13 protein-coding genes and 1 tRNA gene are annotated in these 14,827 nt (G+C 72.4%); 7 read left to right on the top strand and 7 right to left on the bottom strand.

Annotated features, from left to right (window positions below):
* Nucleotides 1-53: 53 nt before the first annotated feature.
* Nucleotides 54-2,225, bottom strand: coding sequence for a glutamine synthetase III (locus ACLII4_RS01405; protein WP_412069102.1), 2,172 nt, complete (start codon nucleotides 2,223-2,225; stop codon nucleotides 54-56).
* Between the two features lie 65 nt (nucleotides 2,226-2,290).
* Nucleotides 2,291-2,770: an Lrp/AsnC family transcriptional regulator gene (locus ACLII4_RS01400; protein WP_412069101.1), complete on the bottom strand. Its 480-nt coding sequence runs from the start codon at nucleotides 2,768-2,770 to the stop codon at nucleotides 2,291-2,293.
* A gap of 191 nt (nucleotides 2,771-2,961) precedes the next feature.
* Between ACLII4_RS01400 and ACLII4_RS01395 the strand changes: the two genes are divergently transcribed.
* A complete protein-coding gene (locus tag ACLII4_RS01395; RefSeq protein ID WP_412069100.1) occupies nucleotides 2,962-3,165 on the top strand; it encodes a DUF5683 domain-containing protein in 204 nt (67 codons plus the stop codon).
* A 221-nt stretch (nucleotides 3,166-3,386) separates the two neighbouring features.
* Here the strand turns inward: ACLII4_RS01395 and ACLII4_RS01390 are convergent, their stop codons facing one another.
* Together ACLII4_RS01390 and ACLII4_RS01385 are read right to left on the bottom strand one after the other, a co-directional pair.
* The gene (locus ACLII4_RS01390; protein WP_412069099.1) at nucleotides 3,387-3,800 is read right to left on the bottom strand and encodes an META domain-containing protein; all 414 of its coding nucleotides are present in this window, start codon (nucleotides 3,798-3,800) and stop codon (nucleotides 3,387-3,389) included.
* A gap of 3 nt (nucleotides 3,801-3,803) precedes the next feature.
* The gene (locus ACLII4_RS01385; protein WP_412069098.1) at nucleotides 3,804-5,054 is read right to left on the bottom strand and encodes an META domain-containing protein; all 1,251 of its coding nucleotides are present in this window, start codon (nucleotides 5,052-5,054) and stop codon (nucleotides 3,804-3,806) included.
* 272 nt (nucleotides 5,055-5,326) lie between these two features.
* Between ACLII4_RS01385 and ACLII4_RS01380 the strand changes: the two genes are divergently transcribed.
* Nucleotides 5,327-5,400: transfer RNA gene (locus tag ACLII4_RS01380), tRNA-Ile, on the top strand.
* Here ACLII4_RS01380 and ACLII4_RS01375 read toward each other — a convergent pair.
* The 3 genes from ACLII4_RS01375 to ACLII4_RS01365 all read right to left on the bottom strand — a co-directional run bounded on the left by ACLII4_RS01375 (nucleotide 5,382) and on the right by ACLII4_RS01365 (nucleotide 10,655).
* A complete protein-coding gene (locus ACLII4_RS01375) occupies nucleotides 5,382-5,759 on the bottom strand; it encodes a hypothetical protein (RefSeq protein ID WP_412069097.1) in 378 nt (125 codons plus the stop codon). The genes ACLII4_RS01380 and ACLII4_RS01375 overlap by 19 nt on opposite strands.
* A gap of 493 nt (nucleotides 5,760-6,252) precedes the next feature.
* Nucleotides 6,253-6,762: a hypothetical protein gene (locus tag ACLII4_RS01370; protein WP_412069096.1), complete on the bottom strand. Its 510-nt coding sequence runs from the start codon at nucleotides 6,760-6,762 to the stop codon at nucleotides 6,253-6,255.
* A 227-nt stretch (nucleotides 6,763-6,989) separates the two neighbouring features.
* The gene (locus ACLII4_RS01365) at nucleotides 6,990-10,655 is read right to left on the bottom strand and encodes a lamin tail domain-containing protein (protein ID WP_412069095.1); all 3,666 of its coding nucleotides are present in this window, start codon (nucleotides 10,653-10,655) and stop codon (nucleotides 6,990-6,992) included.
* A gap of 287 nt (nucleotides 10,656-10,942) precedes the next feature.
* On the opposite strand from ACLII4_RS01365, the gene ACLII4_RS01360 reads away from it, so the two are divergent.
* The 5 genes from ACLII4_RS01360 to ACLII4_RS01340 all read left to right on the top strand — a co-directional run bounded on the left by ACLII4_RS01360 (nucleotide 10,943) and on the right by ACLII4_RS01340 (nucleotide 14,825).
* Nucleotides 10,943-11,242, top strand: coding sequence for a hypothetical protein (locus ACLII4_RS01360; RefSeq protein WP_412069094.1), 300 nt, complete (start codon nucleotides 10,943-10,945; stop codon nucleotides 11,240-11,242).
* Nucleotides 11,243-11,697: 455 nt separating this feature from the next.
* Nucleotides 11,698-12,417 (top strand): flagellar hook-basal body protein, encoded by a 720-nt coding sequence (locus ACLII4_RS01355; protein ID WP_412069093.1) that lies wholly within the window; start codon nucleotides 11,698-11,700, stop codon nucleotides 12,415-12,417.
* An 85-nt stretch (nucleotides 12,418-12,502) separates the two neighbouring features.
* Nucleotides 12,503-13,288 carry a flagellar basal-body rod protein FlgG gene (flgG, locus tag ACLII4_RS01350; protein WP_412069092.1) on the top strand — a complete coding sequence of 262 codons (786 nt, stop codon included), beginning with the start codon at nucleotides 12,503-12,505 and terminating at the stop codon, nucleotides 13,286-13,288.
* A complete protein-coding gene (gene flgA, locus ACLII4_RS01345; RefSeq protein ID WP_412069091.1) occupies nucleotides 13,285-14,160 on the top strand; it encodes a flagellar basal body P-ring formation chaperone FlgA in 876 nt (291 codons plus the stop codon). Before flgG ends, flgA begins: the two co-directional genes overlap by 4 nt.
* Before the next feature lie 14 nt (nucleotides 14,161-14,174).
* Nucleotides 14,175-14,825 (top strand): flagellar basal body L-ring protein FlgH, encoded by a 651-nt coding sequence (locus ACLII4_RS01340; RefSeq protein WP_412069090.1) that lies wholly within the window; start codon nucleotides 14,175-14,177, stop codon nucleotides 14,823-14,825.
* Nucleotides 14,826-14,827 lie beyond the last annotated feature (2 nt).

Here is a 14,827-nt window from a genome sequence, read left to right as displayed (position 1 = left end):
CCCGCCAGCGTGTGAGCCAGCGGGGCGGTGTCGTGTCGAGCCGGGAGGGTGGGCTAGCGGCCCGAGAACAGCATCTCTCGATAGGTCGGCAGCGGCCACAGGTCGGCCGGGACGTGCGCCTCCAGGGCGTCGCAGGCCGCGCGGACGGCCGCCATCGCGGGGATCACCTCGGTCTGCATCGCCACGGCCTCGTCGTCGGCGTCGTGGGCCGCGTGGCGGGCGGCCTTCAGCGCCTCGGCCCCCGTGCGCAGCGCGTTGACCTGATCGGCCACGGCCCGGGCGGTCGCCTTGATGCCGTCGTCGTCCAAGCCGAGGTCGCCGAGCGCCTGCGCCGCCTCGCCCAACTCGGCGAGGGTGCGGACGGCCGCCGGCAGCACCAGCGTCCTCGCCATCGACTCGGTCGTCGCTGCCTCCACGTTGATCGTCAGCACGTACTGCTCGGTCAGGATGTCGGCGCGGCTCTGCAGCTCGGGCGCGCTGAGCACGTCGTAGGCTTGGAAGAGCGCTGCGTTGGCCTCCGTGGGCAGCGCCGCCAGCGCCTCGGGCGTCGTCTTGAGGTTGAGCAGGCCGCGTTCCTCGACGGCCTCGCGGTGCCACGCGTCGGAGTAGCCGTCGCCGTTGAAGACGATCTTGGTGTGCTCGCGGATCGAGTCGGTGATGACCTCGCGGACGGCCGCTTCGAGGGCCTTCTTGGAGGGCCGCTTGTCGAGCTTCTCGTCGAGCTTCGTCGTGAGGTCGTCGATGGACTCGGCGACGATCGTGTTCAGGACGGTGAGCGGGAAGCTGACGCTCTGCGACGAGCCGACCGCGCGGAACTCGAACTTGTTGCCGGTAAAGGCGAACGGGCTCGTCCGGTTGCGGTCGCCGGCGTGGCGCGGCAGCGTCGGCAAGACCGGCGTGCCCAGGCCCAAGAAGCCGGAGGGCTTGCTCTCGGTCGCCTCGCCCGTCGCCGTGATTTGCTCGAAGACGTGCGAGAGTTGCTCGCCCAGGAAGATGGACAGAATCGCCGGCGGGGCCTCGTTCGCTCCCAGGCGGTGGTCATTTGCGGCCGTCGCGATCGACGCGCGCAACAGGTCCTGATGGAGGTGGACGGCCTGCACGACGGCCGTGCAGAAGAACAGGAAGCGCAGGTTCGAGTGCGGCGTGTCGCCGGGCTCGAGGAGGTTCTCGCCCGTGTCGGTCGACATCGACCAGTTGACGTGCTTGCCGGACCCGTTGATGCCTGCGAACGGCTTCTCGTGGAGCAGGCACGCCAGCCCGTACTGCTTGCCGACGCGCTGCAGCGTCATCATCATGAGCTGCTGGTGGTCGGCGGCGACGTTCGCGTCCTCGAAGATCGGCGCGAACTCGTACTGGCCCGGGGCCACCTCGTTGTGCCGCGTCGCGACGGGCACGCCCAGCTTGTAGAGCTCGAGCTCGACGGCGTTCATGTAGGCCAGGATCCGCTCTGGGATGGACCCGAAGTAGTGGTCGTCGAACTCCTGACCGCGCGGCGGCGCGGCGCCCACCAGCGTCCGCCCGGCCACTAGGAGGTCGGGGCGGTCCTCGAAGTAAGCCTCGTCGACCAGGAAGTACTCCTGCTCCGAGCCGCACGTCGCGTAGACGCGGCCCACCTCGTCGCCCAGGACGCCGAGCGCGCGCGTGGCCTGCACGTTGAGCGCGTCCAGGCTCCGCAGGAGCGGGATCTTGTGGTCGAGCGCCTCGCCCGTCCACGATGCAAAGGCGGTGGGGATGCACAGCGTCGCCGAGCCGTTGTGCTCGACGAGGAAGGCCGGGCTGGTGGGGTCGTAGGCGGTGTACCCACGCGCCTCGAACGTCGCCCGCAGGCCGCCGCCGGGGAACGAGCTGGCGTCGGGCTCGCCCTGGATGAGGTTCTTGCCCGAGAACTCCGCCACGGCGCCGCCACCCGCGTTCGGGGTGATGAACGAGTCGTGCTTCTCGGCCGTGCGGCCGGTGAGCGGCTGGAACCAATGCGTGTAGTGCGTCGCCCCACGCTCGACGGCCCACTCCTTCATGGCCAGCGCGACGGCATCGGCGACGGTCTCGTCGAACGGCTCTCCGTCTTCGATCGTCGCCGTGAGCCGCTTGTAGACGGCCTTCGGCAAGCGCGTCTTCATCTCGGCGAGCCCGAACGTGTTCTGGCCGAACAGGGCCTCGACGTCCTGCAGCGAGCCGCTGGCGCGGTGGCCGTTTCCGTTCGTGGTGGGGCGGGTGAGGGTGGGCATGAGTCGGGAGTCGGGAAGTCAGGGGGGCGGTTCGCCCTGCACGCAGGGCGGGGACGAGGGGCCGTCTAGTCGGTCGGCGCGAGCGTCATCGGCTCGGCCGGGAGGTAGGTCGTCTCCTTGTGCGTCGAGAGGACCAGGCTCGTCCGTGTGCCGCGCACGCCGGGCAGGCCCTGAACGGTCGCCAGCAGCCGCTCCAGCGCCGTGGTATTGCGGACGCGCACCTTGAGCACGTGCGAGCCGTCGCCGGTGACGGAGTGGAGCTCCTGGACCTCGTCGAGCGCCGCCACGCCTTCGACGAAGGCGCCGTAGTGCTCGCTGCCGGTCGACTGCACGAACACGAACGCCATCACGTCGTGGCCGAGCCGCTTGGCATCGACGGCGGCGTGGTAGCCGGTCAGCACGCCGCGCGCCTCCAGCTTGCGCATTCGGTCGGAGACCGAGGGCGTCGACAAGCCGACGGCCTCGGCGAGCGCGGTCCGCTTGGCGCGGCCGTCGCGCTGCAAGAGGTCGAGGAGGCGAACGTCGGTGTCGTCGAGCTTGTCCACGGGCGGCGGGGGAGACAGGGATGAGTCTACCCAGTGTTGAAAGGAGGATCGGGGGTTACGCCTTCGTTTTTTATGTCTGAATCCTGATTTCACACGAACGAGATGGATGGCGGACCGTGTGTCCTCCGTTTTGCTGGCGTCTGAACCCTGGGGCGGCCGTCCCGTAGGCCCGCGCCCCTCTCCCCGGACCCATGAACCGCCCCGGTACCGCCGCCGTCCTCAGTTTCGTCGTCCCCGGCGTCGGCCAGTTCTACAACGGGACGTTCTGGCGCGGCCTCTTCTGGCTGGTCGTCACGCCCGGCTTCTGGCTCGGCACCGGCGGCCTCTTCGGATGGGTCGCCCACGTCATCGCGGCGTGGACGGCCTACAGGTACGCCGAGCGCGCGAGCAATTAGAGCACGGCATAGCGTCGGGTGAGAGGTGGGCTTAGCGCAAAAGCCCCCCATTCGTCACCCTGAGCGTGCGGAGGATCTCGACGCTAGCGCTTGGGGCCGCCGGAACCGGATGTCGTGGCTTGCGGACTCGCGCTGAGATCCTTCGCTGGCGCTCAGGATGACAAGGTGAGGGGTTGGCATTGCTGACGCGAGCACGCGGCTCGCGCCCGCCGCCCGCCCCGTCAGCGGACGAACGCGAGCCGCTCGGCGCCCAGCGAGTCGAGCAGCACCAACCCCTCGCCGAGGCGGGCGGTGTGGGCCAGGCCGAGGCGCTCGCTGAACGCGGCCTCGAGCGAGTCGGCCGCGCCGCCGCACGACTGGAGGTGCCAGATCACGTCGTCCGCCAGCCGGAAGCGGTCGCCGTCGAGCGCGTAGCCGGTCCAGTAGTCGTTGCAGCCGCCGGACCCGCTCAGGCGGTGGCCCGAGAAGGTGGCCGTGGCGATCGGGCCATCCGCGAGCGCGACGCCATCGAGGGCCGCCAGCCGCCACGTGCCCGACAGCACGATGGGCGCGGAGTCGGGTGCGTTTGCGGCGTCCGCTGGCGGAGCGTCTGGCGCGCAGGCCGAGAGGACGAGGGCGAAGAGGAGAGCGCGCACGGCTCAGCGGGTGAAGGTAGAGGGTTGCCCGTTCTCGTCGAACAGCACCAGCCGATCGTCCGAGACCTCGATTTCGCCGCCGCCCAGGGGGCTCCAAAAGGCCGCCTCGGGCACGCCGCCGGTGCAGCCGGAGTCGTCGGCGGCGAGCTCGCGGATCCGAAGGTCGGCGCCGTCCAGCGCGACCGTGCCGCGCAGCACCCGGCACGCGACTGTGGCCTCGACCGTCGAGTCTCGAAACACGACCTCGACGCGGGGCAGGGGAGAGGGGGCCCCGCTCTCGCTGGAGGCCAGCCGCCAGCGCCCCCGCCGCAGTGCCGCCGCGTCGACCGACCGCTCGGGGTGCGCGCGGAACGCCAGCCGCACCGCGCCCGCCGAGTCGGCCAGCGCCAGCCGGTCGCCGTCGCGCGCCACGGTCCGCACCTGCCCCAGCGCCGCGTAGTAGGCCGTCTCCTGCTCGCCGATGGGGGAGGCGCACCCGCGCTCGGTCGACATCACGGGCCCCGCCGTCAGCAGGCGCCAGCGGTCCGGGCCGAGCGCGTCGAGCCGGTAGCCGCCGCCGAACCAGTTGCAGCCCGAGTACCCGCCGAACTGGTCGAACCCGTCGTCGGGGCCGGGGCCGATGGGCTGCGACGAGAACCGCAGCGTGGCGACGGTGGCGTCGAGGGCGGGCGTGCCGTCGATCGTCACCAGGTCCCACGCGGTGTCATCCAGAGGCCCCGGCTGGCGGGGCGGGTCGGCGCGGAACGTCGCGAGTGTGTCGGCGCCCCGGACGAGCGCCAGTCGCCGCCCGTCGCGGGCCACACGGGGCGTCGCCAGCAGCGCCGCCGCCAGCCCCTCGGCTTGCGCCACCTCCGCCTTGGACGACATCCGAGTCAGGTGGTACGGGGCCCGGACGAGGAGCGTGTCGCCGTCCAACCGGTACGGCACGTGCAACGGCCCGACCCCGCTCTCGCCCGTCAGCAGCGACCACCCGGCCAGGTCTGCCGGGTACGGCCGGTCGTAGAGGTCGCGCTCGGCGAGCGTCGCGCGAAAAACCAGCACTGGTCGCACGCCCTCGGCGGGCGCCTCTCCCGCCAGCGACGCCAGCCGCCACTGCGTGCCCACGAGCGGCGGATCCGCGGGGACGGACGCCGGCGCCGGGTCGTCGGTGGGCGCGGCGGCATCCGGCGAGGTCGGCCTGCAGGCGGCGAGGGCGAGCGCGAACCCGACCAGGGTCGACGACGTCAGCAGGGCGAGGGCAGAGGGGAGGGGCATCCAGGCGGCGGTCGTGACCGCCCCAACGCGCCGACCGCCCCGCCGGGTATCTGGGCGCGAGCCGCCCCCCGCGTACGTGCGGTGGGCCTCTCCGGCTGGCGAGCCCCCACACGATCCTCCCCCGGACGGGGTCGGCTGGCGGGAGCCCCATGCGATCCTGCCTCCAGCCTGTCCCCGCGTTGGCGGGGAGGAGGGGCCGGGGAAGGGCGACGGGCACAGCGCCCGCGCCAGGCAGGGAGACGCCGCGCCGCGTTAGCTTGCGGCCGCGCCGCGGGCCTGTAGCATAGCGGTTGAATGCAGTCGGCTCATAACCGAACGATCGTAGGTTCAAATCCTACCAGGCCCACCCTCGTCGAAGTAGTCCGCGTACTTCGAGATGGAGAGCGAGTCCTCCAACTCCATGTGGCAGTTCGCGCACAGGAGGTCGCACTTTGAGGCTTCTGCAACGGCCTCCTCCCACGAGACCGACATGATGAGTCGGGCGTTGAGGCCGAACGATTTCTGGGAGGGGTCCCGATGATGGAAGGTGAGTGCGCGGACCGACTTGCTGTATCCGCACGAGAGGCACGCCCCTCCGAAGGTGGCCACTAGCCTCTCCATTCGTTGCCGCCGACGGTGGAACTGCCACGCTCGGTTCCGCTGCTCAGCCTCTTCGCTCCACTCCGAGAAGGGGACCCGCTTTCCGTCGACGATCGGGCGAGCCACGTGTGTCCCGAGCCGCTCCTTCGGCCGTGTGTTGTGCTGACCAAAAGGGGAGCACTCCAGGCAAAACCGCCGGCTGCTCAGATTGCGCTCCTTCCCGTCGATCCAGACGCGCGATGGGATCCGAGCGCCACACTGGCAGCAGGTTCTCTTCTTTCGGACCTCCAAGGCGCTGGCAGGGGTGCCCCAACACGATATAGCGTCTCGGCTCATAACCGGACGGTTGCAGGTTCAAATCCTGCCGGGCCCACGCTGCATCGGACGAGAAGGCGCTCTGGGAGCTCAGGCGCAGCCTTCCGCTGACAGTGAAAGCTGAGGGCCAGATCCCCTATCGAAGATCCGATCTGCGCCGACGCCCGCATCACCGTCGACCGCGAGCGCGGCCGCCGCCTCATCCCTGCCGACGGGGACCCGGCCTGAACCTGTCGCCCCGACAGACCGCGCCCCCGCCGACACATGCTGGCGGGGGCGCGAGGCCGTCTGAGAGAGACGTGGGTTAGCCGCGAGCGGCGTCGTCGCGCACCTCCTGGGCGAGCGCGGCCATGCCCGGGTCGTGGCGGAAGGCGTCCGGGCCGAAGTGGTCGAGCAGCGTCGACAGGAGCGCGCGGCGGAAGGCGCGCGGGCCGGGCGTGTAGATGTCGGTGCGGAGCTCGGCCATGGCGCCCTCGTCGGCCGACAGGCGGAGCGCGGAGAGCGCGAGCAGGCGGTGGCTCTCCGCCAGGTCCGACCGCACGATCGCCAGCAGGGCGGGGACCGCCGGGCGCACGTCGAGGCGGGGCGTGGCGACGGCCATCGAGGCGACCGTGTGGAGCGCGGCGGCCCGCACGTCGGCGTCGGCGGATTCGATCTCGGCGACCAGGCGGTCACTCACGCGGGCCGTCCAGTCGGCGTCGCCGGCCTCGATGGCGGCGTCGAGGTCGTCGGTGGGGCCGGGCTGGGCCAGGGCGGCGGGAGCGGAGAGGGCGAGCGCGCCGAGCAGGCCGGCGGAGAGGAGGGACTTCAGCATGGGAGGAGGGGGGGAGTGGACCCCCGGCCCGTACGGGGCCTGTTAATTTTGTTGCATCTGCCCGGCGGTTTGGGTCTCCGCACCCCCCGGCGGCCCGCCCCCGATCCCAGCCGGGATCGAGCCGTGCGTCGCCTGTCGCCCCCTCCGGCCGGCCATCCTGCCTTGACAAAAAAAGCCCCCGCCGAGACGTCTCGGCGGGGGCCCTGAGCCTGTCTAGAATCCCGGAGCTACCGGACGAGCAGCACCTGACGCGTGGCCGAGAACGACCCGGCCGTCATCCGCACCAGGTACACGCCGCCGGCCAGACCGGCCGGACGCCACGTCACGCGGTGCGTCCCGGCCGGCGTCTCGCCCGACGCCAGCACGGCCACCTCGCGGCCCGTCACGTCGTACACCGCCAGCCGGACTCCGCCCGCCTCGGCGAGCGAGAACCAGACGTCGGTCGACGTCGAGAACGGGTTCGGCGCGTTCGCGTCGAGCGAGGTCACTGCGTCCGCCACGCGGGCCGCCGCACTCGGGGCCGCCGCGGCCACCATCGCCGCCGCCGGGGCCGCGATGGGCGAGCAGCCGGACTCGACGGTGTAGGCCACGCCGCTGTCGACGGCGTCCTTCCGGCCCTTCGGGACGCCGATCGTGAACGAGGCCGTCCCGACGTTTCCGGCGAGGTCGGCCACGGCCAGTGTCACCGTGTACACGCGGCCGTCGCCGCGCCCGGACCGCTCGGCCCGGACCTCGAACCCGTCGCACCCGACCATGATGTCCGTCCCGGTCGAGCCGTCGCCGCTGCCGTCGGCCGGCTCGTCGCTCGAGACCGAGACGACGACGACCGAGGCCGGGTCGAGCGCGGCGCCGCCGTCGGTCACCGAGGCGACCACGTCGGCCGCCTCGAACCGGACGAGCCGGTGGTTCGGCGGGGTGAGCACGAACGGCCCGGCGGCGAGCACCAGCTCCGGGGCCGTGTCGTCGCGGAGGTCCGTCTCCAGGACCGGCACGAGCTGGTAGTCGCCCCGGAACTCGCCGATCACGCCAACGAACGAAACGGTGCCGGTCGGGACGGCCGTCCCGTCGAGCAGGCCGTCGTCGGCGGACGGCGTCCGGAGCGTGACCTCGGTCACGCCGTCGGTCACCGTGTACGAGCGGTTCGCCGCGAACACGGCGTCCTCCGTGAGGACGGTCAGCCCGTCGATCCGGACGAGCTCGCTCTCGTACGCCTCGCCGTTCGCGACGAGCTCGGCGAGCGTGACGGGCTGTGGCGTCGGGAGGTCGTTCCCGCGCGAGAGCACCTCGAACGCCGAGGGGTTGATCTGGCGGAGCCCGTTGAACGTCGCCATCGTGCCGACGATGCGGAGCGTGTCGCCCTCGGCGATCGTCCCGTCCTCGACGGCCGCGCGGACCGCGCCCGAGGACTGGAAGACGGTGAGGCCGACGCCGCCGTCCTCGAACCGGGTGAACCGGCCCTCGGCCCTCGTCACCACGCCCTCGACGGCCACCAGGTCGCCGTCGGAGCGCTGGCGGGCCTCGGCAATCGTGACCTCGTCGGGCGTCGGCGGCACGATGTCCGAGACGGCCCGGTCGAGGAGCGTGTCGTCGAGCAGGAACGGGTTGACGTTCCCCTGGCGGCGCGCGATCTCGTACGTCCGGACGACCTCGGCGATGTCCGCCGGGTCCGTCTCGTCCCAGGCCACGAACGCGTCGCGCTGCTCGAGCAGGAACGGGAGGTCGGCGAGCGCCTCGTAGATCGTGTAGAAGTAGACGCCGGCCCGCGCCGCATTCCCCTCGTGGACCTCGCGCGGCTCGAACCCGAACACGGTCGACTCGCTGTAGCTGTCGCGGTCGGTCGCCGGCGGCGTCGTGGTCGACGTGGTGAACCGGTACCACACGTCGGTCTGGGCGTCGTCGATCTCGACGAGCGGCTTGTTGCTCCGGGCCGAGTTCACGTTGTCCTTGGCCGGGAACAGGTTGTGGATGTCGCTCCGGCCCGGCTCGTCGCCGGCGCCCTTCGACTGCGGCCACGTGTGCTCGGCGTTGATCCCGTTCTGGAACAGGTACGTGCTCGGGTCCACGCCGTCGGGCAGGAACACCGAGTACCCGGTGTAGACGCCGGCGACGGTCCCGTCGGGCTGCCGGTCGATCTCGCCGTACATCACGTCGCGGGCGGGCCCGTAGCCCAGCGTCAGGTCGGGCGTGTAGGCCGCCCGGATCGAGGCGCGCAGCTCGGCGCCGCTCTGCCCGGGGAACAGCGTGCCGCGGACGCCGACGACCGCCGTGGTCGTGGCCGACGCGGTGCCGTCGGTGGCCGAGACGGTCACGGCGTAGACGCCGGTCGTCGAGGTCGTCCAGGCGAACACGCCGGTCGCCGGGTCGATCGTGGCGCCGGCCGGCCCGTCGATGAGGGCGAACGTGACCGGGTCGCCCTCGGGGTCTTCGGCGTCGTAGTCGAACGCGATGGGCGTCCCGCCGTCGACGAAGGCGTCCGGGAGCGCGGCCGTAAACGCCGGCGCGCCGGTGCCCCCGCCGCCGCCGTCGAGGCACGTCCCGTCGTACGAGCCGAGCCCGTCGAACGTGTCGTTTGCGAGCCCGTCGTAGCGCGTGTCCGGGTCGAACGCGTCGGTCGCCAGCGCGTCGCCCTCACACGAGTCCGCCTTGCGGCGGAGCGTGGCGTTCGCCGTCGACGTGTCGCCGGAGCCCCACTGGGAGCCCGGGTCGTTGCCGACCTGCCCGATCGCGTCGGCGATCCCGCCCGGGCCGCGAAGCACGATGGCGTCGTCGCCGTTGAAGAACGTGACCGTCGAGGTGATGTCGGCGGCGGCCAGAATCGCCGGGTCCGCCGACGCGTTCGCGATCACGTACACGTCGCCCGCCGCGAGCGTGCCCGCGAGCGTCTCCGTCCGGCCCGGCGACGTCGCGCCGTTGAAGTACAGCTCGACCGTGTAGGCCGAGAGGTCGACCGGCCCGCCGGTCGCGTTCAGGATCTCGAGGGCCTTGTTGTTCGAGCTGCCCTCGACGTACTCCGAGAAGAAGACGCGGCTGCCGGGCCCGTCCGAGACCACGGTCAGCGTCGCGGAGGTGGAGGTCGTCGCCGTCCGGTCGGTGACCGTCACCGTGACGGCGACCGCCTGGCCCTGGTCGGCGTCGGCCGGCGTCCAGGCGAACTCGCCCGTGACCGGGTCGAGCGTGGCGCCGACGGGGCCCTCGGCGAGCGCGAACGTCAGCGCGTCCCCGTCGGCGTCGGTCGCGTCGTAGTCGAACGCGAACGCCGCGCCAGCCGGGATCGTCTGGTCGGCCAGCGAGGCCGTAAAGGACGGCGGCGTGTTGCCGGGGCCCGCGCCGCACGCGGCGGTGTGCGCGCCGAGCCCGTCGAACGTGTCGTTCGGAAACGCCTCGAACGCGACGGACGGGTCGAACGCGTCGGACGGGTCCGTGTCGCCGGTGCACGAGGCCGCCGCGCGGCGGATGGTGGCGTTCTGGGTCGAGACTCCGTTCGCGGACCACTGCGAGCCGGGGTCGACCCCCACCTGCCCGATCACGTCGGCCACGCCGAGTGCCCCGCGCAGGACCACGGCGTCGTCGCCGTTGAAGTTGGCCGTGCCCGACGTGAGGTCGGTGACCGCCTGGATGGCCGGATCGGCCTGCGAGTTCGAGACGACGTAGACGGCGCCGTCTGCGAGCGTGCCGGAGAGCGCCTGCGTCGAGGTGGCGGCGGCGCTCCCGTTCGAGTACAGTTCGAGCGTGTAGCCCGAGAGCTCGACCGGCGCGCCGGTCCCGTTGTAGATCTCGACGGCCTTATTGAAGCTGGAGCCCTCGACGTACTCCGTAATCAGGAGGTCGGTCGGCTGGGCGGTAGCGGCCCCGGCTGCCGCGAGGGCGAGGAGGACCGTAGCGAAGAATCGCATGCTGTGTGGTGGGAGAGGGTGGGGGGGCGACCCGCCGATCATACCACCGCCGAGGAGGGGATGGCGCGGACCCATGTCAACCCCATGTAAACTCCCGTGAACCCGGCGCTGGCGGCGGCCGGAGGGAGGGGCTGAGAGCGCCGGACGGCGGCCTCGCCGTCGGGCATGTGCGGCCGGCTCGCGACACGCACGACGGCGGCAACGGCTCCTCGCGTGGGGCACGCCCGTATGACGCGACGGTGCCCACCGCCGGTGCGACCTTGCAGACGGTCCCCCCCGACATCCCCATGCCCGAGTACCGCACGAATGCCCGCATCGGCGTCCCCCTCCGGCTCGGCGCCGACGGCGAGGTCGAGATGCTGATGGCCCCCTTTATCGTCGCCGTGGCCCAGGCCGAGCTGGCGGCGCCCGAGGGCGAGGCCTGGGACGCCGGCGCCGGCCACGCCGTGCCCCTACCCGAGGGCTGGCGCCCGGCCCTGTGGGAGCGCACCGGCATCAAGCCGACGGGCGCCTTCGTGGCCGAGGAGGTCCTGCCCGACGGGACCGCGCGCGGCCCCCTAGTGGTCGCCGTCTTCAGCCTGAACTGACGGGAGGACAGGAGACCGAGGACCAGGGAGCGAGACTGTGGACGCGCCCCCGCGCGCCGGGGGCGCCAGCGTGGCCGCCTCGCAAGCCGGACGACACCTGCAGACCCATCCCACGTGTCACCCCGAACGTATGTGAGGGATCGCAGCACGGCCCTCTCGACCGCGCTTCTTCCGTTTGCCGCAACTGAGAGGGTCACGCTGCTCGCGAGGCCCGGATGCCGTGGTCGGGGTTGTCCCGCAGGTACCCAAGAGACGCTCAGAACGACAGGGGAGAGAGGTCGTGTCCTAGGAGAACGGCCCCCCAGTCCCTGAGTCCCCAGCCCTTCCACCCCCGGAACGGGTTTCCGCCGCGCGGCACCCGCTTCCGCCGCCGACCCCGCTAGCAGGCTGGAGAGGGCTCCGGGGCTCGCGGCGGGCCCTTTGCAACGACATGGGCGCACCCCTCCCGCGCCCCGATGCTCCTCCGCCTCCGCAACGCCGCCGCCTCCATGGGCGAACTGGCCCAGCGACAGGACCGCGTCGCCAGCAACCTGGCTAACGCCAACACGATCGGCTACCGCCGCGACCGCGCCTTCTCGACGGCTCTGGCCGAGCGGATTGATCGCGAGGGCGCGCCCCAGAGCACGCGTGTCGCCGGCCAGGCCGCCGACGTCGCCCCCGGCGTCCCCGTCCAGACCGGCAACCCGCTCGACCTCGCCCTCGAAGGCGATGGCCTGTTTGCCATCCGCGACACCGACGGCCGGACGCGGTACACGCGTGCCGGCGAGTTCTTGCTCGACGCCGAGGGCACCGTCCGCACCACCCAGGGCCACGCCCTCCTCACCACCGACGGCGACCCGTTGACGCTCCCGCCCTCCGGCGGCGAGATCGGGGTCAACACGGCCGGCGAGGTGTCGGTCGGCGGCCTGCGGGTCGGCCGGATCGCCACGTTCGAGGTCGCCGACCCCGCCGGCTTGGTCCGCCTCGACGGCGCCACGTTCGAGGCCGCCGGCGTCGCCGCCCGCCCCTCCGAGACGCGCATGCGCCAGGGCTTCCTCGAAGGCTCCAACGTCGACGCCGTCGGCGAGATGGTGGAGTTGATGTCCCACGTCCGCCTGTTCGAGAGCCAACAGAAGGCCTTGCGCTCCGCCGACGACTCCCTGGGCGCCGCCACCCGCGACCTCGGCTCCTTCTAGAGGCATGGGGCAGGAAGCATGGAGCACGAGCCTCCTCGCATTCCGCCCCCTTGCCTCTTCCCCCTTGCCCCTTGCCCCCAAACCCATGCTTAGAGCCCTCCGCACCGCCGCCCTCGGCATGAGCGCCCAGCAGGCCAGCGTCGACAACACGGCGAACAACCTCGCCAACGCCAACACGACCGGCTTCAAGCGCTCGCGCGTCGCCTTCCAAGACCTCTTGTACCAGAGCGTCCGCGCCGCCGGTGGCGAAGACGGGTCCGCCGGGCCGGCCGCCACGCTGCAGATGGGCCACGGCGCGCTCGCCGTCGCGACCATCGGCACGTTCACCCAGGGCGGCCTCACCGAGACCGGCAACGCCCTCGACCTGGCCGTCAACGGCTCCGGCTTCTTCGCCATCCAGATGCCCGACGGCTCGCGGTCGTACTCCCGCGACGGCTCGTTCACGCTCTCGCCCGAGGGGATGCTGGTCAACCCGGCCGGCTTCGCCGTCGACCCCGGCATTGAGGTCCCGACCGACGCCCTCGAGCTCCGCATCCAGGCCGACGGCACGGTCCGCGCCCTGATCCCCGGCGAGACCGAGCCGGTTGAACTGGGCCAGATCGAGCTGGCGCGCTTCCCCAACCCCGCCGGGCTCCGCGCCATGGGCGGCAACCTCTTTGCCCAGACCGAGGCCAGCGGCGCCCCGGTCGTCGCGCCCCCGGGCGAGGATGGGGTGGGCACTGTCCAGCAGGGGATGCTGGAGGCCTCGAATGTCGACGTCGTCCAGGAGATGGTGGACCTCATCGCCAGCCAGAGGGCCTATGAGATGAACTCGAAGATGGTGCAGGCCGGCGAGGAGATGCTCCAGATCGCGAATGGCGTCAAGCGATGATCGCGCTCGCGACCCTGCTCGTTGCGCTTGCCAGCCTGCTTGCGGGCTCGGGAGAGGCGTCCGGTCCTGCGCCCTGCGCAGCAGACCGCCCGTTCGGACGCGCACACGCCGCGCAAGCCGAACAGGATCGGCGTGGCGCGCCCAAGCTGTCCCCCTTGACTGCGACGGTCCGCGCGGCGTCGTGCCATTCGGGCAACCAGGCCCCGGTGCTGGCGCCAGCCCTTCACCCTGCGCGCGGCGCGGACGGGGGGGCGGCGGGGCACACCGCCACCGAGGCCGATGTGGCTGAGGCCGCCCGCGCCGCCGTCGCCGCCGTCTGGCCCGACGCCGAGGTCGCCGTCGTCCGCCTCAGCGGCCGCGCCGCCGACGCCGCCCCCCCGCTCCGCGTCGTGTTCGACGACCCCGCGCCGAAGGGCGGCGTCTCCGCGCGTGTCGAGCACCAGACCGCCGCCGGCTGGGAGTCGGCCGGCTGGGCCTACCTCGACGTCGCCGTCTTCGAGACCGTCCCCGTCTTGACGCGCGACGTCGCGCGCGACGAGCCGCTCGCGGACGCCGTCGCCCTCCAGCGCGTCGAGACCACCACGGTGCGCGACGGGCTCGACGCGCGCCCCGGCGCCGACTGGCTCGCAACCCGATCCCTCCGCGCGGGCACCGTCCTGACCGCCCGCCACGTCCGCGCGCCCGCCGCCGTCGAGCCCGGCGACCCCGTCCGCGTCCGCTACACCCGGGGCGCCGTCGTCATCACCCTCGACTGCCAGGCGCGCGAGCGCGGCGCCGTCGGCGAGACGATCACCACGACGTGCCCCTCCGCCCGCGCCACGCGCGTCCGCCTTACCGCGCCCGGCGCCGCCGACTGGACCGCCACCCTCTGATCCCCCCCGGACCCATGCACCGTCTCTTCGCCCTGCTCCTGCTCACCGCCGCGCCCGCGCTTGCCCAGGCCGACGCGCCCGCCGAGCCCGCGCCGACGCGCATCGTCTCGATGTTTTCCGCCATCCGCGCCCACCAGCCCGGCGACCTGCTGACGGTCATCCTGGAAGAGCGGACCTCTGCCCGGCGCCAGTCCGCCAACTCCGCCAGCGCGAGCGCCGACGTGTCCGGTGGCGGCTCCGCCTCCACGGGCGGCGCCTTCGGCCTCGACGCGGGCGTCGGCGGCCGCCGCGACGCCGACAGCCGGACCGTCCAGAGCGACCTGCTCACCGGCACCTTGACCGCGCGCGTGGTCGAGGTCGACGCCGCCGGCAACCTCACCATCGAGGGCGAGCGCCGTCTCAACGTCGACGGCGACGTGCACCTGATGACCGTCCGAGGCGTCGTCCGCGCCGCGGACGTCGGGCCCTCCAACACCGTCTTGTCGACCCAGATCGCGAACGCGGACGTCGTGTACGCCCAGGAGGGGGGCGGCCCCAAGTTCCTGAAAGGCCGCTTCCTGACGCTCGTCGGGACGGTCGCCGTCATCGTCGGCGTGGTCGCGCTCGGCATGATGTCCGGCGGCGGTGGCGACGTGGTCGCGGACATCGCTCCCCCAGCCGAGTAACC

The sequence above is a fragment of the Rubrivirga aquatilis genome (assembly GCF_046845665.1).
Taxonomy (GTDB): Bacteria; Bacteroidota; Rhodothermia; order Rhodothermales; family Rubricoccaceae; genus Rubrivirga.
Note: the sequence above shows the minus strand (reverse complement) of the source record. Positions and strands in the feature narration are given on the sequence as shown.